The sequence below is a fragment of the Pseudomonas sp. B611 genome (genome assembly GCF_055407965.1).
Map to the genome: position 1 here is coordinate 73486 of NZ_JBUZST010000004.1, position 20225 is coordinate 93710.

The 20225-nt window shown below is 63.3% G+C and carries 18 protein-coding genes and 1 pseudogene; 13 read left to right on the forward strand and 6 right to left on the reverse strand.

From position 1 onward, the window contains the following. The first annotated feature begins 51 nt into the window (after positions 1–51). The 4 genes from purH to ACZRMO_RS11175 all read left to right on the forward strand — a co-directional run bounded on the left by purH (position 52) and on the right by ACZRMO_RS11175 (position 6742). Positions 52–1659, forward strand: coding sequence for a bifunctional phosphoribosylaminoimidazolecarboxamide formyltransferase/IMP cyclohydrolase (gene purH, locus ACZRMO_RS11160; protein WP_017738532.1), 1608 nt, complete (start codon positions 52–54; stop codon positions 1657–1659). 125 nt (positions 1660–1784) lie between these two features. After that, a complete protein-coding gene (purD, locus tag ACZRMO_RS11165) occupies positions 1785–3077 on the forward strand; it encodes a phosphoribosylamine--glycine ligase (protein ID WP_463972886.1) in 1293 nt (430 codons plus the stop codon). A 107-nt stretch (positions 3078–3184) separates the two neighbouring features. Continuing rightward, positions 3185–5956, forward strand: a complete 2772-nt coding sequence (locus ACZRMO_RS11170; protein WP_463972887.1) for a hybrid sensor histidine kinase/response regulator — start codon at positions 3185–3187, stop codon at positions 5954–5956. Positions 5957–6145: 189 nt separating this feature from the next. Continuing rightward, positions 6146–6742 carry a MarC family protein gene (locus ACZRMO_RS11175; protein WP_017738529.1) on the forward strand — a complete coding sequence of 199 codons (597 nt, stop codon included), beginning with the start codon at positions 6146–6148 and terminating at the stop codon, positions 6740–6742. Here the strand turns inward: ACZRMO_RS11175 and ACZRMO_RS11180 are convergent. From ACZRMO_RS11180 to cobG, 5 genes are all read right to left on the reverse strand, one after another. After that, entirely contained in the window at positions 6739–7518 is a 780-nt protein-coding gene (locus ACZRMO_RS11180; protein WP_463972888.1) for a hypothetical protein, read from the reverse strand. The genes ACZRMO_RS11175 and ACZRMO_RS11180 overlap by 4 nt on opposite strands. Positions 7519–7755: 237 nt before the next feature. Next, on the reverse strand, positions 7756–9393 hold the full coding sequence (gene cobJ, locus ACZRMO_RS11185; protein ID WP_463972889.1) for a precorrin-3B C(17)-methyltransferase: 1638 nt from the start codon (positions 9391–9393) through the stop codon (positions 7756–7758). Further along, complete coding sequence (locus ACZRMO_RS11190; RefSeq protein ID WP_257782623.1) at positions 9393–10124, reverse strand: precorrin-2 C(20)-methyltransferase; 732 nt, start codon at positions 10122–10124, stop codon at positions 9393–9395. The genes cobJ and ACZRMO_RS11190 overlap by 1 nt, the downstream gene beginning before the upstream one ends. Continuing rightward, positions 10124–10750: a precorrin-8X methylmutase gene (locus tag ACZRMO_RS11195; RefSeq protein WP_207043657.1), complete on the reverse strand. Its 627-nt coding sequence runs from the start codon at positions 10748–10750 to the stop codon at positions 10124–10126. The genes ACZRMO_RS11190 and ACZRMO_RS11195 overlap by 1 nt, the downstream gene beginning before the upstream one ends. Beyond that, positions 10743–12089, reverse strand: coding sequence for a precorrin-3B synthase (gene cobG / locus ACZRMO_RS11200; RefSeq protein ID WP_463972890.1), 1347 nt, complete (start codon positions 12087–12089; stop codon positions 10743–10745). The genes ACZRMO_RS11195 and cobG overlap by 8 nt, the downstream gene beginning before the upstream one ends. A 38-nt stretch (positions 12090–12127) precedes the next feature. Here cobG and cbiE point away from each other — a divergent pair, with 38 nt between their 5' ends. Together cbiE and ACZRMO_RS11210 are read left to right on the forward strand one after the other, a co-directional pair. Further along, positions 12128–13333 carry a precorrin-6y C5,15-methyltransferase (decarboxylating) subunit CbiE gene (cbiE, locus tag ACZRMO_RS11205; protein ID WP_463972891.1) on the forward strand — a complete coding sequence of 402 codons (1206 nt, stop codon included), beginning with the start codon at positions 12128–12130 and terminating at the stop codon, positions 13331–13333. Beyond that, positions 13330–14049: a cobalt-precorrin-6A reductase gene (locus ACZRMO_RS11210; RefSeq protein WP_463972892.1), complete on the forward strand. Its 720-nt coding sequence runs from the start codon at positions 13330–13332 to the stop codon at positions 14047–14049. The genes cbiE and ACZRMO_RS11210 overlap by 4 nt, the downstream gene beginning before the upstream one ends. 120 nt (positions 14050–14169) lie before the next feature. Here the strand turns inward: ACZRMO_RS11210 and ACZRMO_RS11215 are convergent. Then, a pseudogene (locus ACZRMO_RS11215) lies at positions 14170–14337 on the reverse strand (DUF6124 family protein); the annotation flags it as partial. Positions 14338–14503: 166 nt separating this feature from the next. On the opposite strand from ACZRMO_RS11215, the gene ACZRMO_RS11220 reads away from it, so the two are divergent. The 7 genes from ACZRMO_RS11220 to ACZRMO_RS11250 all read left to right on the forward strand — a co-directional run bounded on the left by ACZRMO_RS11220 (position 14504) and on the right by ACZRMO_RS11250 (position 20198). After that, positions 14504–14812, forward strand: a complete 309-nt coding sequence (locus ACZRMO_RS11220) for a type II toxin-antitoxin system RelE/ParE family toxin (RefSeq protein ID WP_463972893.1) — start codon at positions 14504–14506, stop codon at positions 14810–14812. Continuing rightward, positions 14809–15096: an addiction module antidote protein gene (locus tag ACZRMO_RS11225; protein WP_463972894.1), complete on the forward strand. Its 288-nt coding sequence runs from the start codon at positions 14809–14811 to the stop codon at positions 15094–15096. The genes ACZRMO_RS11220 and ACZRMO_RS11225 overlap by 4 nt, the downstream gene beginning before the upstream one ends. A gap of 97 nt (positions 15097–15193) precedes the next feature. Next, entirely contained in the window at positions 15194–15589 is a 396-nt protein-coding gene (locus ACZRMO_RS11230; RefSeq protein ID WP_463972895.1) for a DUF2946 domain-containing protein, read from the forward strand. Positions 15590–15635: 46 nt separating this feature from the next. Continuing rightward, positions 15636–16118 (forward strand): copper chaperone PCu(A)C, encoded by a 483-nt coding sequence (locus tag ACZRMO_RS11235; RefSeq protein ID WP_448186967.1) that lies wholly within the window; start codon positions 15636–15638, stop codon positions 16116–16118. 11 nt (positions 16119–16129) lie between these two features. Further along, positions 16130–16531 carry a DUF2946 domain-containing protein gene (locus ACZRMO_RS11240; RefSeq protein WP_463972896.1) on the forward strand — a complete coding sequence of 134 codons (402 nt, stop codon included), beginning with the start codon at positions 16130–16132 and terminating at the stop codon, positions 16529–16531. Between the two features lie 93 nt (positions 16532–16624). Beyond that, a complete protein-coding gene (locus tag ACZRMO_RS11245) occupies positions 16625–18685 on the forward strand; it encodes a TonB-dependent copper receptor (protein ID WP_463972897.1) in 2061 nt (686 codons plus the stop codon). Between the two features lie 130 nt (positions 18686–18815). After that, entirely contained in the window at positions 18816–20198 is a 1383-nt protein-coding gene (locus ACZRMO_RS11250; protein ID WP_463972898.1) for a PepSY-associated TM helix domain-containing protein, read from the forward strand. Positions 20199–20225: the final 27 nt, after the last annotated feature.

Genomic DNA, 20225 nt, shown 5'->3' on the forward strand with positions numbered 1-20225 from the left:
AAAAAACGGTCGCCTTTTTTGCTGACTCCTTTGCTTTTGATGGAAATTGAAATGACCGACCAGACTACCCGCCTGCCGATCCGCCGCGCCTTGATCAGCGTTTCCGACAAGACCGGCATCCTCGAATTTGCCCGGGAGCTGGAAGCCCTGGGCGTGGAAATCCTCTCCACGGGCGGGACCTTCAAACTGCTGCAGGACAACGGCGTGGCCGCAGTGGAAGTGGCGGACTACACCGGTTTCGCAGAAATGATGGACGGTCGGGTCAAGACCCTGCACCCGAAAATCCACGGCGGCATCCTCGGCCGTCGCGGCACCGACGACGCGATCATGGCCGAGCACGGCATCAAGCCGATCGACCTGGTGGCCGTTAACCTGTACCCGTTCGAAGCCACCATCAACAAGCCAGGCTGCGACCTGCCGACCGCCATCGAAAACATCGATATCGGCGGCCCGACCATGGTGCGTTCGGCAGCGAAGAATCACAAAGACGTGGCCATCGTGGTCAACGCCAGCGACTACGCCAACGTGCTGGAAGGCCTGAAAGCCGGCGGCCTGACCTACGCCCAGCGTTTCGACCTGATGCTCAAGGCGTTCGAACACACCGCCGCCTACGACGGCATGATCGCCAACTACATGGGCACGGTTAACCAGGCCGCTGAAACCCTCAGTACCGAAGGCCGCAGCCAGTTCCCGCGCACCTTCAACAGCCAGTTCATCAAGGCCCAGGAAATGCGCTACGGCGAGAACCCGCACCAGAGCGCGGCGTTCTACGTGGAAGCCAAGCCCGCCGAAGTGGGCATCGCCACCGCGACCCAACTGCAAGGCAAGGAACTGTCCTACAACAACGTGGCCGACACCGACGCCGCGCTGGAATGTGTGAAGAGCTTCGTCAAGCCGGCCTGCGTGATCGTCAAACACGCCAACCCGTGCGGCGTGGCCGTGAGCCCGGACGCTGAAGGCGGTATCCGCCAGGCGTACGAACTGGCCTACGCCACCGACACTGAATCCGCGTTCGGCGGCATCATCGCCTTCAACCGTGAGCTGGATGCCGAGACCGCCAAGGCGATCGTCGAGCGTCAGTTCGTGGAAGTGATCATCGCCCCAAGCGTGAGCGAAGAAGCCCGCGCCATCGTTGCCGCCAAAGCCAACGTGCGCCTGCTGGCCTGCGGCGAGTGGTCGGCTGACCGCGCTGCGGCCTGGGACTACAAGCGCGTCAACGGTGGCCTGCTGGTGCAAAGCCGCGACATCGGCATGATCGGCAGCGAAGACCTGAAAGTCGTGACCAAGCGCGCACCGACCGAGCAAGAGATCAACGACCTGATCTTCGCCTGGAAAGTGGCCAAGTACGTTAAATCCAACGCCATCGTCTACGCCAAGAACCGCCAGACCATCGGTGTCGGCGCGGGCCAGATGAGCCGCGTGAACTCGGCGCGTATCGCTGCGATCAAGGCTGAGCACGCGGGTTTGCAGGTAGTGGGTTCGGTGATGGCTTCCGATGCGTTCTTCCCGTTCCGCGATGGTTTGGACAACGCCGCGAAAGCGGGCGTGACTGCCGTGATCCAACCGGGCGGTTCGATGCGCGACGCCGAAGTGATCGCTGCGGCTGATGAAGCCGGCATCGCCATGGTCTTCACCGGCATGCGCCACTTCCGCCACTGATTGATCGTTCCCACGCTCCGCGTGGGAACGCAGCCCGGGACGCTCCGCGTCCCTGGGACGCAGAGCGTCCGTAGAGGCATTCCCACGCAGAGCGTGGGAACGATCATCCACACGAGGTTTTTGAAATGAATGTTTTGATCATTGGCAGCGGTGGCCGTGAACACGCCCTGGCCTGGAAAGTTGCCCAGGACCCACGCGTCCAGAAGGTTTTCGTCGCACCCGGCAACGCCGGCACCGCCATTGAAGCCAAGTGCGAAAACGTCGCTATCGACGTGCTGGCCCTTGAGCAACTGGCCGATTTTGCTGAAAAGAATGTCTCCCTGACCATCGTCGGTCCGGAAGTCCCGCTGGTCGCCGGCGTCGTGGACCTGTTCCGCAGCCGTGGCCTGGACTGCTTCGGCCCTACCGCTGGCGCTGCCCAGTTGGAAGGCTCCAAGGCGTTCACCAAGGATTTCCTCGCGCGCCACAAGATCCCGACCGCCGACTACCAGAACTTCACCGAGATCGAGCCAGCCCTGGCTTACCTGCGTGAAAAAGGTGCGCCGATCGTGATCAAGGCCGATGGCCTGGCCGCCGGCAAAGGCGTGATCGTCGCCATGACCCTGCAAGAAGCCGAAGACGCCGTGCGCGACATGCTCGCGGGCAACGCCTTTGGTGAAGCCGGTTCGCGCGTGGTAATCGAGGAATTCCTCGACGGCGAAGAAGCCAGCTTCATCGTGATGGTCGATGGCAAGAACGTCTTGCCGATGGCCACCAGCCAGGACCACAAACGCGTCGGCGACGGCGACAGCGGCCCGAACACTGGCGGCATGGGGGCGTACTCCCCGGCTCCGGTGGTGACCGCTGACGTGCACAAGCGCGTCATGGACCTGGTGATCTGGCCAACCGTGCGTGGCATGGCCGACGAAGGCAACGTGTACACCGGTTTCCTCTACGCTGGCCTGATGATCGACAAAGCCGGTAACCCGAAGGTCATCGAGTTCAACTGCCGCTTCGGCGACCCGGAAACCCAACCAGTGATGCTGCGCCTGCAGTCGAGCCTGGTATTGCTGGTGGAAGCCGCCCTGGCCCAGGCCCTGGACAAGGTTGAAGCACAGTGGGATCCACGTCCGAGCGTCGGTATTGTGCTGGCCGCCGGCGGTTACCCGGCCGACTACGCCAAGGGCGATGTGATTGAAGGCCTGGACGCAGCTGCTACGCTGGAAGGCAAGGTGTTCCATGCGGGCACCGCGCTCAAGGATGGCAAGGTTGTGACCGCAGGTGGCCGCGTACTGTGCGCCACTGCGATGGGTGCCAGTGTGGACGCCGCGCAACAGCAGGCGTACAAGCTGGCCGCGAAGATCGACTGGAAAGGCTGTTTCTACCGCACCGACATCGGCTATCGCGCGATTGCCCGTGAACGTGGCGAGAACAACTAATCAGTCGTAGCTATCCGTTCGGTTAGGCAAGGGCCCCTGGCCCTTGCCGTACACATGTCGCCCCGCGCATAGTTAACCCGTGCATCAACCTACGAAGGGATTTCGCCGTGCGCTGGCTCAGGATCGCCATAGGTTTCACAGTCAGTCTGCTGACACTGCTCTGCTTGTTCCCGGCCCAGGCTGCGGCACAAGGCAGTGGTTGGGCGGTATTGCTTGATGAACAGGCCGACCTGCAACTAAGCGACATCCGCTCCCCCCGCTACACCAATCAATTCAGCCCCATCGAACTCGACCGGATCACTGCTGCGCAGCCCGACGGTGCGTTGTGGGTACGCTTCAAGCTGCAACCCGGTAAACACGAGCAAGTATTGCGGGTGTTTGCCCCGGACCTGTCCCACCTGAGCCTCTACGTCCTGGACGGCGACACCCTGGTGGAACAGCAGAACACTGGCACGCGCCAGCCCCAGGCCGAGCGCCCGCTGCCCAGCAGCGATTTCATGCTGCCGATGCCTCAGAGCCAGAAACCCCTCGAGGTCTACCTGCGCCTGGTCTCGGAACACGAACTGCGCCCCTACATCACCCTGGAGCCGGCCGTCCTCGCCGCCGCCAACCAGACCCAGACGCTGATCTACGGCCTGCTGTTCGGCTGCCTGCTGATGCTGATCCTGCACAACCTCACACGCTTCGCCTACCACCGCTCGCGCAGCAGCCTGTGGCTGGCGGCATGCGAAGTGTTGTTGATGCTGAGCCTGGCGCTGCTGCTCAACGTGGTCGGGCCGTGGCTGCCGAACTGGCATGCGATCCAGACCCCAGGCGCCTACCTCGCCCTGTTGCTGACGGCGCCGTGCGGGCTGATGTTTGCCTATCGCTTCTTCATGCCACTCGGTCCCCACCCGCTGAACAAGCTGCTGATGGCCGACATCCTGTTTATCGTGCTGTGCGGCCTGCTGCTGTTGTTCGTCAACACCCTGCCGCTGAACATCATCACCTACGCCCTGGTGGCCCTGGCCGGCTTGAGCATGCTGTTTGTCTCGGCGTATCACTGGCAGAAAGGCTACCGCCCGGCGCGCCTGTTCGTCGCCGCGATGGTGGTGTTCAACACCGGTACGCTGATCATCCTCCCCGCCCTGCTCGGCCTCACGCTGCTGGCGCCGCAAGGCTTGATCATCACCCTGCTCGCCTTTATCTGCCTCAGCGGCTTGTTGATGAGCCTGGCCCTCGGTGAACGCCAGCGTGCCATCGTCGAGACCCGTTTCAGCCTCAGCCGCGACCTCGCTGCCAGCAACGCCGAAATCGCGGCCAAGGCCGAGTTCCTGGCGAAGATCAGCCACGAAATCCGCACCCCTATGAACGGCGTGCTGGGCATGACCGAGTTGCTGCTGGGCACGCCGCTGTCGGTGAAACAGCGCGACTACGTGCAGACCATCCACAGCGCCGGCAACGAACTGCTGACGCTGATCAACGAAATCCTCGATATCTCCAAGCTCGAATCCGGGCAGATCGAACTGGACGACGTGCAGTTCGACCTCAACGCCTTGATCGAAGACTGCCTGAGCATCTTCCGCGCCAAGGCCGAACAGCAGAACGTCGAGCTGATCAGCTTTATCCAGCCCCAGGTGCCACGCGTCATCAGCGGCGACCCGACCCGCCTGCGCCAGGCGCTGTTGAGCCTGCTGGAAAACGCCCTGCAAAAGACCGATGAAGGCGAAGTGCTGATCGTCGTCGCCCTGGACGAGCGCAGCACCAAGCCGCGCCTGCGCATTGCCGTGCAAGACAGCGGCCTGCCAATGGAAGCCGCCGAGCGCGACGCCCTGCTGCACAGCGAACTGCACAGCAAGAACTTCCTCTCGGCTACCCGTTTGAGCGGCCACCTCGGCCTGGTCATCGCCCGCCAACTGATCCTGTTGATGAACGGCGAGTTCGGCATCAAAAGCGGCAGCCACCAGGGCAGCACCCTGTGGCTGACGTTGCCGCTGGACCCGGAACGCCTGGAACACCCGACCTCCGACCTCGACGGCCCGCTCAAGGACGCGCGCGTGCTGGTGGTGGACGACAACGACACCTGCCGCAAAGTGCTGGTGCAGCAATGCACCGCCTGGGGCCTGAACGTCAGCGCCGTGCCTTCCGGCAAGGAAGCCCTGGCGCTGCTGCGCACCAAGGCGCACCTGCGCGATTACTTCGACGTGGTGCTGCTGGACCAGAACATGCCCGGCATGACCGGCATGCAGTTGGCGGCGAAGATCAAGGAAGACCCAAGCCTGAACCACGACATCCTGCTGATCATGCTCACCGGCATCAGCAATGCGCCGAGCAAAATCATCGCGCGCAACAGCGGGATCAAGCGCATCCTCGCCAAGCCAGTGGCGGGTTACACGCTCAAGACCACTCTGGCCGACGAATTGACCCAACGCAGCAAGGGCAACACCCAGCCACGCGTGGTTCCAAGCGCGCCGGCCGCGGTGACCGTGCCCGCCGACTTCCGCATCCTGGTGGCCGAAGACAACAGCATCTCCACCAAGGTCATCCGGGGCATGCTCGGCAAGCTCAACCTCAACCCGGACACCGCCAGCAATGGCGAGGAAGCGCTGGAAGCGATGAAAGCCCAGCGCTATGACCTGGTGTTGATGGACTGCGAAATGCCGATCCTCGACGGGTTCTCGGCCACCCAGCAACTGCGCGCGTGGGAAGTCAGCCACCAGCGCATTCGCACGCCGGTGGTGGCGCTTACCGCGCATATCCTCTCGGAACACAAAGAACGCGCGCGCCAGGCCGGGATGGACGGGCACATGGCCAAGCCGGTGGAGTTGTCACAGTTGCGTGAGCTGGTGGAATACTGGGTGGCGCAGCGCCAACAGCGCCCGGAACACGCGCCGTCCTGACCTGACTGTGGAGCGGGCCCTTGTGGCGAGGGAGCTTGCTCCCGCTGGGGTGCGAAGCGCCCCCAAAAAGCCGGCTCCAGCTACGCTGTCGAGCGGGAGCAAGCTCCCTCGCCACAACAAGCCAGCTCCCACATTTGACCGGTTCCGCCTGATAGACTCTGCACACTTATCTCCCAACGAGCCGCCCCCATGCTCCACGTGTTATTCAGCGTCTACCTGAAAATGCTGGTGCTCTACAGCCCGTTCTTCGTGCTGTCCTGCTTTATCAGCCTCACCCGTGGCTACTCCAACAAAGAGCGGCGGCGCCTGGCCTGGAAAGTCGCCTTGGCGACCCTGGTATCGAGCGTGTTGCTCTACCTGTTCGGCCGCGTGATTTTCAGTGTGTTCGGCATCACCGTGGATGCGTTCCGTATCGGCGCCGGCAGTGTATTGTTCATCTCCGCCCTGGGCATGGCCCAGGGCAAGTCGGCGGTGCAGAGCGACAACGTGCAACAGGACGTGACCATCGTGCCGCTGACCATCCCCCTCACCGTCGGCCCCGGCACCATCGGTGCGCTGCTGGTGATGGGCGTCAGCCAGCCACACTGGGACGACAAGCTCACCGCCATCCTCAGCATCGCCCTGGCCAGCCTTACGGTTGGCGTGGTGTTGTACCTGTCCAACCGCATCGAGCGAATCCTCGGTGACCAGGGCTTGCAGATTGTCAGTCGGTTGATGGGCTTGTTCGTGTGCGCCCTCGCCGCACAAATCATCTTTACCGGGGTGCGCGGCTACCTGGTGCCTTAGATCCGGTATTTGGCGATCGCCAGCTGCACCTTGTCACCCGCGCTCTCGCGCATCAGCTGGATGGTTTTTTCGTTGACCACCGAGGTATTCAACACCAGGCAGGTCTGCCCGCTGAAAGCCTCGGAAGATGAGCTGTCCCACTCAAGAAACGGCAGGCCGACCTGCTTGCTCACGCCACGGGTGCTGTAAGTCACCAGCACCATCGTCACTTCGCCATCGGTCTGCGCGCAGGATGCCAGGCCGAAGTCACCGCCCTCATGCACCGTGCTGTTGCGCTTGAACAGCTCAAAGGACGCCGGTGTCTGCTTCATGGCTTCCAGCGCATCCGCCGCCAGCTTCGGCAACGCCGCCAATAGCGGCGAGGCCAATGACGTCGAAGCCAGCATCGCGGCAATCATGTTCAGCGCCGCCAGTTGCACCGTCAGGCCCCTGCCGGAACGGGCCACCCGCTCAAAGCTGCTGCGCAGCGGCAGCCAGCCCAGGCTGATCATCACCTTGATAAATTCGTCGTACCACGCCTCGGTCCCTCGATGGACCTTCAACACATCGCTGACGTAACTGCTCGCCAGCAGGTAGCTCTTGCGAATGTATTCCCGATTCAACGCCGACATACCCTCGACAAACGAGATCACGCCGTTGTTGACCACCGCCGCATTACTGTCATCCGCCGTGTCCACCGGCAATGAGCTATTCAATCCCGGCGAGCCTGGCAGCTTGTAGGCGGCAATCAACTTGCGTCGTTTTGCACTGATGATCCTTTTGTGATGTCGCTCCATTTTTCAGTTCTCCACAAGCACCCCACATGGGGCTTGCCCTCACACTAGTCCAGTGGCTGCCAGGCTTTCCACGCCACAAACATACCTTGGCGTCACCCGCGAAAAACCAGCGTCCAGCAATCGCGCGGGGTACCTGCTGGCCTTCCGGATTTCATCGCGTAAAAAAGAAAAAGCCCCGGACAACCGCAGGCAAATCCCTGGGTCATTCGGAGCTTTCCGGCAGCCGTGAAGGTGTTTTCAGGAGGCGGGTTTCTCGCCATACCAACGCGGCGTGTACACCCACTCACCACCACCGGCGCGCGGGAACACGCAAGTAGTGGATGAACCGATCAACACCATGGTGCGCATGTCCACTTGCTCAGGCGTCAGTTGCCCAAGGGTGGTGACACGCAGGGTCTGGCCCGGGCGCCCGATATCACGGCCCAATACCACCGGCGTTTCAGGCGTGCGATGCAGCGCGACGATCTCCAGGGCGCGCCCCAACTGCCACGGCCGCGAGCGCGAGATCGGGTTGTAGAACGCCAGCGCCAGGTCGGCCTGGGACGCGAGGTCCAGGCGCTTTTCGATGATCGACCAGGGCTTGAGGTTGTCCGACAGCGACATCACACAGAAGTCATGCCCCAACGGCGCGCCCGCCTGGGCCGCAGTGGCGAGGGAAGCCGAGACGCCCGGCAGGATTTGCAGGTCGACCTGATGCCATGTCGGATCACTGGACTCATGCAACGCCTCGATCACCGCCGACGCCATGGCAAACACACCCGGATCGCCGGACGACACCACCACCACCGAGCGACCTTGCGCGGCCAGCTCGAACGCGTGGCGCGCGCGCTGCATTTCTTCGCGGTTATCGGTGCAGTGCTGCACCTGGTCGTCACGGAACGGCCCGGCCATGCGCACATAGGTTTCGTAGCCGAGCACGTCGGTGCAGCGGGCCAGTTCGGCCTTCACCGCGGGCACCATCAGCTCGGCCGCGCCAGGGCCCAGGCCGATCACGGCGAGACGGCCGCGCACACGCCCTACCTGGGACAGGTCCAACGGCTGCTCGGCAACGTTGATCACGATGTCGGCGTCCTGGCTGACGCGGGTAAACCGCAGCGGCACACCCAGCTCCAGCGCAGCGTCATGCAACGCTGCTTCGGCCATCTGCGTATCGCTGGCCAACAGGCAGGCCAGGGATTGCACGGCGATGCCCGCGTCATGCAATGCTGCGCGCACACGTTCGGCCAACTGCGCGCCCGGCTTGCAGGTCACGCTGACGTTCTTCGGGTAGATCAACAATTCATTGGCGGCCGGCACACGCTCGGCACTGCCCACGTGAATCGCCAGGTGCGCCTGCTGGTCCTGGGGCAAGTCGGCGTGGTCCAGCCACGGCGCCGCGCCTTCGATGCGCACGCTTGCGCCGGCCAGCAGGTCCGAGACGAAGCGCTTGCCCAGCTCCAGGTCGGCCAGTTCATAACCGCTTGGAGGGTTGAGCAGGCAGGTGCCAAAACGCAGCTCGCCACTGGTGGTGATCGCAGCCGCCACGTTCAAGGCAGCGGCAATCTCCCGCGCCATCACGTTCACACCGCCCAGGCCGCCGAGCAGCGGCACCACGGCACTGCCGTCTTCGGCCACCGCGAGCACGGCAGGCTCTTCGCCTTTTTCCAGCAGCAGCGGCGCCAGGGTGCGGATCACGATGCCTGCGGCGCACAGCGCAATCAGCGGCGTGCCTTGTTGATACAGCTGACGCAGGGTCGCGCCGAATTCGCTGTAGGTCTGGTCGGCGCCTTCAACGCGGCCCGTCAGACCGTGGATCAACGCACCGGGGTAAACCTGCTGGATCGCGCGCGCAGTGGCCAGGCTGCCCTGGCCGAGGATGACAATCGCCGGGCTCATCAACCTTGCCACCGTTCACCGGGCACGATGATCAGCGAGAAGTATGGCGACGACGACGGATCCACCTGATCCAGCGCCACGATCTTCTGGTTTGCCATGGTGGCGCGCTCCACATACAACGCGCGCCCGGCCAGGCCGAGTTCCTCCAGCACCTGGCGCACTTTCGGGAAGTTGCGGCCCAGTTTCATGATCACCGCCGCATCGGCGTCCGCCAAACGGCGCTTGAGATCGTCATGGGGCAACACCCCCGAGAGCACCGACAGGCTCTGGTTGCGATACACCAGCGGCGCGCCGAGCACCGAGGCACCGCCGAGCATCGAGCACACGCCGGGGATGACTTGTGCTTCGTAACGCTCGGCCAGGCGGTCGTGCAGGTACATGTAGGAGCCGTAGAAGAACGGATCACCTTCGCAGATCACTGCCACATCGCGCCCGGCGTCCAGGTGCGCAGCAACCTCCACACTCGCCGCGTCGTAGAAGTCGCTGATCACTTGCTCGTACGACATCGGCGCCGGCAAGGCTTCGGTGGTCACCGGGTACACCAGCGGCATCAGCGTTTGCTGCGGCACCAGATGGTCCTCGATGATGCCGAAGGCGTTGCCTTTCTTGCCCTTGGCCACGAAGTACGCCACCACCGGCGACTCACGCAGCAGGCGCAAGGCCTTGAGGGTGATCAGTTCCGGGTCGCCGGGGCCTACGCCCAGGCCGATCAAACGTCCACGCGCCTGCATTATTCGACCTCCGTGGCCAAGGCATTCACCGCTGCGGCGGCCATCGCACTGCCGCCCAGGCGACCCTGCATGATCACGAACGGCACGCCACGGCTGTCGGCGGCGAGCATCGCCTTGGATTCGGCAGCGCCGACAAAGCCCACCGGAAAACCGAGGATCAGTGCCGGTTTCGGTGCGCCCGCATCAATCATTTCCAGCAGGTAGAACAACGCGGTCGGCGCGTTGCCGATCACCACCACACTGCCTTCCAGGTACGGACGCCACAGCTCCAGAGCCGCAGCGGAACGCGTGTTGCCCAACTCCCGCGCCAGCTCCGGCACGCTGTCGTCGCGCAGGGTGCAGATCACCTCGTTATTGGCCGGCAGGCGCGCGCGGGTCACGCCTTCGGAGACCATCCGCGCATCGCACAAGATCGGCGCGCCAGCGGCCAGCGCATCGCGCCCGGCCTTGCCTGCACCTTCGGAGAATTGCAGGCCGTCGATGGCGTCGACCATGCCGCAGGCGTGAATCACCCGCACCGCGAGTTTTTCCAGGTCGGCCGGGATGCGCTCCAACTTGGCTTCCGCGCGAATAATGGCGAAGGAGTTGCGATAGATCTCCTGACCGTCGCGGATGTAATCAATCATCGGTGTTGCTCCGTGGGCGGGCGCGCAGCAAGGCGCCCGTCGCTTCAATAGAAAGGGCATGCGCATGCAGCCGGCCGAAACCGGGCTGGGCTGCATCGCGAAAATAGAGGTCGTAGTGGCCGGGGCTCACGGCCAGCAAGGTCACCGGCGCGGTGTGCGCGGCGGCGCAGGAACGTGGGCAGCCGGACAGGTGTACGTCATGCGCCGATTGCAGGGCGGCCAGTTGCACCGCATCAGCCTTGGTGTCGGCCAGGGCCTTGCCGCAGCCGCTGGAGCCGGTGCAGGCGGTCATGCGCGCCAGGGGCTGGTCGATTGAACACAGAAAGCCCAACTGCATCAGGCGTTCGGTCACGGCGTGGGGCTTTTCGACGTAGGGCAGCAGCACGCCTTGCCACGGGGTGAAGCGCAACGTGCCGTCGCCGTAGTCGCTGGCCAGTTGCGCGGCGCCCTTGAGCATCGATGCGTCCAGGCGCCCCAAGGGCGCGAGGGCGGCAACATAGAACTGATTCTTTTGCGCCTGTGGATAAGTGCCGAGGTGCAGCAAAGCCCCGCTGGGCGGGCGTTTGAAGCCGTCGGCCGGTAGCAGCGGCAGGCTGAGGCGGCTCAGCAAGTTATCCACAACCAGATGACGCATGCGGGTTTGCGCTGGCGTGGCGAGGTCGAGAAATGCCTCCAGCACGGCCACCACCAAGGCATGGCCCTGCTCCAGCGGCACGGCGGCCAGCGGCGCATCCAGCCCCGGGCAACCGGCCAGGCCGAACGCGAGCAGCGTCTGGCCATTGCGTACGAACGCCGACAACCACAGGTCATGGTGATGCTCGAGCATCGCCAGGTCTTCGCCGCCATCCAGTTGCACGGCGAACTTGGCCGACAGCTCATGGAAACGCGGGTGGCTTTGCAGGGTATTGAGGATCTGTTCGGCCAGCGGGCGCGTATCGAAGAGCATCTGCAGGTCGATGCCGGCGCTGGGGCTGAGCATCAAGTTGCGCACATCGTCACCAGCGGCGTTGTTGGGGCCGAGGTCGGCGGCCAACAACAGGGCGATCAACGCGCCCTCCTCGCTGCCGATCCCGCGAATCTGCAAGTTGGCGCGGTTGGTCGCCTCGATCACCCCGCCCGCATAGGCCTGGGCCGCGTCTGCCACCGCATGGGCTTGCGCTGCGGTGATGGAACCGCCGGCCAGTTTGATCCGGCAAATGCCGCCGTCCAACGCCTGGACGATACGCAGCAACCCCGGACAAGCCGAGGGGCGCAAGGTATTCACAGCGGGCGTTGATTTCACGGGGCTACCGGTCGATGGGTAAAGGCGCGGTATTATGCCTGCTTTGTCCGGCGGCATGAAAAGCCTGCCCGTCGGATGTCGCTCAAGGAATCTTTATGTCGCCCTGGCTGACGGTTGTAGGCATCGGTGAAGACGGCTTCAAGGGCCTGGGCCGCAATGCCCGGCATGCCCTGTTGCGCGCCACGCGGATTATAGGTGCTCAGCGCCAGTTGGACCTGTTGCCGGTGTGTATTCGTGGCGCGCGTGAGTTGTGGCCGAGCCCGTTTTCCCTGGAACCGGTGCTGGCGCGGCGCGGCGAGCCTGTGTGCGTGCTGGCCAGCGGCGATCCGATGTTCTACGGCGTGGGCGCGAGCCTGGCGCGGCAGGTGGCGGCGGATGAGCTGCTGATCTTGCCGGCGCCGTCGTCGGTGTCGTTGGCGGCGGCGCGCTTGGGCTGGCCGTTGCAGGACGTGGTGACGCTGTCCGTGGTGGCGCGGCCGTTGGCGGCACTGAATGCCCATCTGGCCAGTGGCGTGCGGTTGTTGGTGTTGAGCAATGACGGGGGCAGCCCGGCGTTGATTGGCGCTTTGCTGGCCGCGTCCGGGTTTGGGCCGAGCCGCGTTTCTGTGTTTGAACACTTGGGCGGCGCGGATGAGCGGCGCATCGACGGACAGGCTGTTGATTGGCAACACGCGCCAGTCGCCGATTTGAATCTGGTTGCCATCGACTGCGTGGCCGACCCGCAGGCTCAGCGCCTGTCACGTCTGGCCGGCCTGCCCGATTCGGCGTTCAAACACGACGGCCAACTGACCAAACGCGATGTGCGCGCCATGACCCTGGCCCGCCTCGCGCCGATGCCCGGCGAATTGCTGTGGGATGTGGGCGCGGGCAGCGGTTCCATCGGCATCGAGTGGATGCGTGCGCACCCGAGTTGCCGCGCACTGGCAATTGAAGCCAATGAGGGCCGCCAAGGCCTGATCGAACACAATCGCGACGCCCTTGGCGTGCCCGGTCTGCAACTGGTTCGCGGCAAGGCGCCGGACGCACTGCAAGGCCTGGAAGCCCCGGACGCCATCTTCATCGGCGGCGGCGTCACCCGCGAAGGCGTGCTCGACACCTGCTGGCAACACCTGCGGCCGGGCGGGCGCTTGGTCGCCAACGCCGTGACCCTGCAAAGTGAAATGACCCTGATGGACTGGCGTGCGCGGCATGGCGGCGAACTGACGCGCATCCACGTGGCCCAGGCGCAGCCGCTGGGGGAATTTGATACCTGGCGGCAGGCGTTGCCGATTACGTTGCTGGAAGTGGTCAAGCCGCTATGAAACGTATCTTGCTGCTGGGCGGCGTGACTGAAGCGCTGGCTATCGCCCGCACATTGGGCCCGGAACATATCTACAGCCTGGCCGGCGTTGGGCGCGTGCCGACCGATCTTGCCTGCCAAGTACGGGTTGGCGGTTATGGCGGGGCAGAAGGCTTGGCACAGTTTGTTCGGGATGAGGGTATCAGCCTGATTCTCGATGCGACCCATCCGTATGCGGCGCAGATCAGCCGCAATGCGGCCGAGGCCGCGCAGTTGAGCGGCGTGCCATGCTGGGCCTTGCGCCGCCCGGCGTGGCAGCCGCAGGCGGGGGATGATTGGCGGGAGGTCAGTGATTGGGCTTCGTTGATTGACGCTTTGGAGCCGTTCAAACGACCGCTGTTCACCTTGGGGCGTGAGCCGTTGCAGCACCTTCATGAGATCCCGCCAGAGCAGTTCTGGACACTGCGCGCACTGGATGTGTATCCGGGCAATGAACGCTGTGAAGTGATCGGCGCACGCGGGCCGTTTTTGATCGAGGATGAGCGGGCGTTGTTCGAGCGGCGTGGGATTGATGTGCTGATCAGCAAGAACAGCGGCAGCACGGCGACGGAGCCGAAGCTGGAAGTGGCAAGGGCGTTGGGGGTGCCGGTGTTGGTGTTGAAGCGGCCCGTTCTGGCTCAGGTAGATCGAGAATTCACCACAGTACCTGCACTACTACAGGCAATCACCACTCTCTAAACACCACAAATCCCCTGTGGGAGCGGGCTTGCTCGCGAATGCGGAGTGTCAGCCAACACATTGGGTGGCTGACACTCCGCATTCGCGAGCAAGCCCGCTCCCACACTTTGGACGGTGTTGTCAGGCTGCAGTTGTCGCCGGGCCGCAACCCTTGTGCACACGATCCGCCAGCAACTGCGCCAGCTCAATCAACTGCGCAACGCCGAGCAATTCCTCTCGTTTCGAGCCTTCCGGGTTAAATGCCAGATCGCAGCTCCGTGCATTGGCTGAGGTAAAGGTTTCGCAGAGAAGCCGAATCCACCTACAAACACTTCCGAACCAACTGGCTGGCTCAGCCAAAAGCCCCCGCCCTAACCTTCCCCTTCGCGGTTTCGCATCAGCCAGCCGCAATGGGGATGCCTGCTTTGCAGCGCGTCGCAACTTGCCATCGTGTATCCCAAGGAATACGATAAAAATGATCCATTTCAAGAAATCCAAAGAGTTTCAGGAGTGGCTTGATTCGTTACGCAGTGAGTCCGCCCGTGCACGCGTATTGGCAAGGTTGAAAAATGCAAAGTCAGGAAACTTCGGAGACTGTGAAACAGTAGGAGATGGCGTATCAGAAATGCGCATTCACTACGGGCCTGGTTACCGGGTTTATTTCACACGCAGAGAAGAAGTGGTTTATCTACTGCTGATAGGGGGTGATAAATCAACGCAGAAACGTGACATCCAGCGCGCGAAGCAAATTGCAGAAGGTTTAGATAAAAGGAGTGACAAATGACCAAATTTACTGACTTTGATGTAGCTGAGCACCTCAAAACCCCCGGGGACATGGCCGAATATCTTGAAGCCTGCTTCGAGGAAGATACCGGCGATGGCTTACTTATCCGTTCAGCTCTCAACGATATCGCCCGCGCCCAAGGCATGACCCAAATCGCCCGCGACGCCGGCCTCGGCCGCGAAAGCTTGTACAAAGCCCTCTCCGCCACGGGCAATCCCGAATTCGCAACTATCATGAAGGTCATGAAAGCACTAGGCCTCAAGCTTCACGCCACAGCGATCTGATAGCACTGCGACACCAAACCACACCACCCCTTTTTACTTATCCCCTACGATCAGGCTAAATACCCACCTGATCGTTTAACCCTACGGATTGTCCGCCATGGCCCGTCAACGCTTTGCAATCGTCTGGATCGCCTGCCTTGCAGTGCTGTTCAACGCCTTTGCCATGCCGCTGGCCAGCGCGATGCAACAGTCGGATGACCCAGTCAAGCAACTGATGTGGGGCAGTTTCTGTTCCTCCAATGGCGCCACGCTCAAGACCATCGCCCTGGGCCAGCTGGAGATTCCGGCACCGCAGCAGGACGATCACTCCACCATGCAGCATTGCTGGTGTTGCTCAGGCTCCGCGCCACTGGTGGCGTTGCCGGGGCATGTGCCGCAGTTGTACCTCACGCAATTCAACACCGCTCAAAGCTTGCCGCCGCCCCAGCTGCAAAGCCCGACGCCGCGCCAGCAATGGCCGAGCCTCAATCCGCGCGCCTCTCCAACGGCCTGATGTCTTCGCAAGTGAACTGCGTTTAGAACCGTTCTGGAGAACTGCCATGCTCAAATCTTCCCTGCTTCTGGCCGCGTTGTTGCTGCCGGTGTTCAGTGCTGCCAATGCCGATGACTACAAGGCCGGCGACCTGCTGGTCAGCGACCCCTGGTCCCAGGAGTTGCCGCCGAATGCGCCAACGGTCGCGGCGTACTTTGTGATCCACAACACCGGCGCCAGCCCGGACCGCCTGCTCAGCGTCGAAACGCCCGTGGCCGACAAGGCCGAGCTGCATGAACACGTCATGCAGGGCGACCTGATGAAGATGCAACAAGTACCCAGCGTCGCCGTGCCCGCCAAGGGCGAGCTGACGTTTGCGCCGATGGCCTACCACGTCATGCTGCTGGGCCTCAAAGACCGCAGCCTGTTGGCCGACGGCAAGCAATTCCCACTGACCCTCACCTTCGAAAAAGCCGGCAAGGTCGAGGTGGAAGTGTCGGTGCAGAAGGTGCCGCCAATGGCCGCCCACGAGCATAAACACGCCCACTAGACCAACACTCGATGGGCGCCCCTCGCGCCAGGTTGTCGCCACACGCCCGCGTAACGCGCGGCAGTTGGATCAGCCTGTTCGCCATGCTGATGATTTTTATCGGTCCGCTGATTTCCCAAGCGATGCCGATGGATCATCACGCCGGTATGTCGATGAGCATGTCCATGGACATGCCGATGGACCACGGCGACGCCCATCACAAAAAGGCCCCTGACGAACACCACGCCCTCTGGGCCAAGTGCGGCTATTGCGACCTGCTCTACAGCTGCCCCGCCCTGCCCGGCGGCGTTTCCACGCTCACCCTCGGCGCCCCATCGCCGGCCACCGCCCTCACCCCCGCCACGCGCCTGGGACATGCCCGGCAGAGCATCTTCCCCGGCGCCCGCAGCCGCGCGCCGCCCATCGTCTCGTAGGCACTTCACAGCGTTACTTCACCCCGGCCGACTTTAGACAGACAGCCGCAGGCTGCTGGCCGTGTTGTTTACGATTGATTGATGGAATTTGTCATGTCCAGGTTTACTGCTGACTCCCGTTTGGGATGTACCCCCGTGTTCGCTGTTCTGTGCGGCGCACTCTTGGTGCCACTGGCTCACGCCGATGAAAACGAACTGAGCCCCACCGTCATCACCGCGATTGCGCCCAGCTCACCGCTGACCGTGATCACCAACCCCAAGGACCCGCGCCAGCCGGTGCCCGCCAGCGATGGCGGCGACTACCTCAAGACCATCCCCGGCTTTGCCCTGGTGCGCAACGGCGGCACCAACGGCGACCCGGTGCTGCGCGGCATGTTCGGCTCGCGCCTGAATATCCTCACCAATGGCAGCATGATGCTCGGCGCCTGCCCCGGCCGCATGGACGCGCCCACCTCGTACATTTCCCCGGAAACCTACGACAAGCTCACCGTGATCAAAGGCCCGCAGACCGTGCTTTGGGGCCCGGGCGCCTCGGCGGGCACGGTCCTGTTCGAACGAGAGCCGGAGCAGTTCGGTGAGTTGGGCACTCGCCTCAACGCCAGCGTGCTGGCCGGTTCCAACGGGCGCTTCGACAAGGTCATCGATGCCGCCGCTGGTGGCCCGTTGGGCTATGTGCGGGTGATCGGCAACCAGGCCCACGCCGATGACTACAAGGACGGCAACAACGACACCGTGGCCTCGCGCTACGACAAGTGGAACGGTGACGTGGCCATCGGTTTCACCCCCGACGCCGACACCCTGCTGGAACTCACCGCCGGCCGTGGCGATGGCGAAGCGCGCTACGCCGGACGCGGCATGGACGGCTCGCAGTTCCTGCGCGAAAGCCTCGGGCTGCGTTTCGAAAAATCCAAGATCGGCGAGGTGCTGGACAAGGTCGAGGCCCAGGTCTACTACAACTACGCCGACCACGTGATGGACAACTACAGCCTGCGCACGCCGTCGGGCACCGGCATGATGGCCGGGCCGATGGCGTCCAATGTCGACCGTCGCACCCTCGGCGCGCGGATCAAGGCCACCTGGCGTTGGGCCGATGTGCAGTTGATCAGCGGCCTCGATGCGCAGACCAACGAACATCGCCAGCGCAGCAGCATGGGCATCGACACCTACAAGAACCTGCCCCGGGTCAAGGACGCCAACTTCCACAACTACGGGGTGTTCGGCGAACTCACCTGGTACGCCGCCGACCGCGAGCGCCTGATCACCGGCGCGCGCCTGGACCGTGCGTCCGCCAAAGACTTCCGGCAAACCAGCGGTTCCGGAATGATGAAGCGTCCCAACCCGACGGCCGACAACACCCGCGCCGACACCTTGCCGTCCGGCTTCGTGCGTTATGAACACGACCTGGCTGACAGCCCCACCACCCTCTACGCCGGCCTTGGGCATTCGGAACGTTTCCCGGATTACTGGGAACTGTTTTCGCCGAACACCGGCGCAGCGGGTGCGGTGAACGCGTTCGACGGTGTGAAACCGGAGAAGACCACCCAACTCGACTTTGGCGCGCAGTACAAAAGCGCCGACCTCGAAGCCTGGGCCTCGGGCTACATCGGCCGCGTGCAGGACTTCATCCTGTTCGACTACAAGCCCGGGATGATGGGCACCACCTCCCAGGCGCGCAACGTCGACGCGCGCATCATGGGCGGCGAACTGGGCGCGGCGTACAAGCTGACGCGTCACTGGAAAACCGACGCCACCCTCGCCTACGCCTGGGGCAAGAACAGCAGCGACGGCAAGGCCCTGCCACAAATGCCGCCGCTGGACGCGCGCCTGGGCCTCACCTATAGCGAAGACGACTGGAGCGCCGGCGCCCTGTGGCGGGTGGTCGCGGCACAAAACCGCATCGACCAGAACAAGGGCAATGTGGTCGGCAAGGACTACGACAAGAGCGGCGGCTTTGGCGTGTTCTCGTTGAACGCAGCGTACCGCATCAATAAAAACTTCAAGGTCAGCACCGGTGTGGACAACCTGTTCGGCAAAGCCTATGCCGAGCATTTGAACCTGGCGGGCAATGCCGGGTTCGGCTACCCGGCCAATGATCCGCAGGCCATCAAGGAGCCTGGCCGCACCCTGTGGACCAAAGTTGATATGAACTTCTAAAAGCTTCGCGAGCAAGCCCGCTCCCACAGTTGGAATGCATTTCAACTGTGGGAGCGGCGGTGCGACGATTCGACTTGCTCGCGAAGGCGGCATAACAGACAAAAATTTCTAAAGCCTTGCGGAGCCCCTGATGAGCACCCCAAAAATCTCCTTCTACAACCTGGCCTGGCGCTGGCATTTCTACGCCGGTCTCTTCGTCGCCCCCTTCATGGTGCTGCTGGCCCTGACCGGTATCATCTACCTGTTCAAACCCCAGCTCGACCCGTTGATGTACGGCCACCTGCTCACCGTCCCGGCCACCGAACACGCGCTCACCGCCGACGAGCAACTGCAACGCGCCAAGGCCGCCTACCCCCAGGCCGCCATCGGCAAATACCTGCCGCCCGCGACTACCACCAGCAGCGCGCAGTTCGTGCTGCACGACAAGGGCCGTGAACTCACGGTATTCATCGACCCCTATCGCGGCACCGTCCTCGGTGAGCAAGACGCGAAATACAACCTGCAAGCCATCGCCCGCGCCCTGCACGGTGAGCTGATGATCGGCACCGTCGGCGACCGCCTGGTGGAACTCGCCGCCGGTTGGGGCGTGATGCTGGTGGTGTCGGGCGTGTACCTGTGGTGGCCGCGCGGCAAGTCGCCGGCCGGTGTGTTGTGGCCGCGCTTGAGCAGTCGCGGCCGCGTGTTCTGGCGCGACCTGCACGCGGTCACCGGTTTCTGGGGCGCGGCGCTGTTGCTGGTGATGCTGCTCAGCGGCATGACCTGGACCGGCTTCTGGGGCAAGCAATACGCCGACCTGTGGAATAAATTCCCGGCGGCGATGTGGAACGATGTGCCGCAGTCAGACCAGCAGGCCCGCGTGCTCAATACCGCGAGCCAGCAGACCGTGCCCTGGGCCATGGAAAACACGCCGATGCCGATGCCCGGCGACCACGCTGAGCACATGAACCACGGCGCCATGCATTCCGCGCCCGCCGCGCCGACCCTGCGTCTGCAACAGGTGGTGGACTTGGCCAACGCACGCAAGGTCGAGCCCGGCTACAGCATCACCTTCCCCACCACCGCCGAAGGCGTGTTCACCGTCGCGGTGTTCGCCGACGACCCGCGCAACGACGCCACCCTGCATGTGGACCAGTACACCGGCAAGGTCCTCGCCGATGTGCGCTGGGCGCACTACAACTCGGTCGCGCGCGCCACCGAGACCGGCGTGATGCTGCACGAAGGCAAGATGTTCGGCTGGATCAACCAACTGATCGTGCTGCTGATCTGCCTGATGATCCTGCTCAGCGCCGTCAGCGGCGTGGTGATCTGGTGGAAGCGCAAACCCCAGGGCAAGCTCGGCGTGCCGCCGTTGCGCCATGACCTGCCGAAGTGGAAAACCGCGATGGTGATCATGCTCGGGCTGGCGGTTGTTTTCCCGTTGGTGGGCGCGTCGTTGATCGCCGTGTGGGCCTTGGATCGTCTGATCCTCTCGCGTTTTTTTGGCCAACATGAATCCGTCTCAGGTTCGCCATGAACCCGGTGAGATGCCCTATACAGAGCA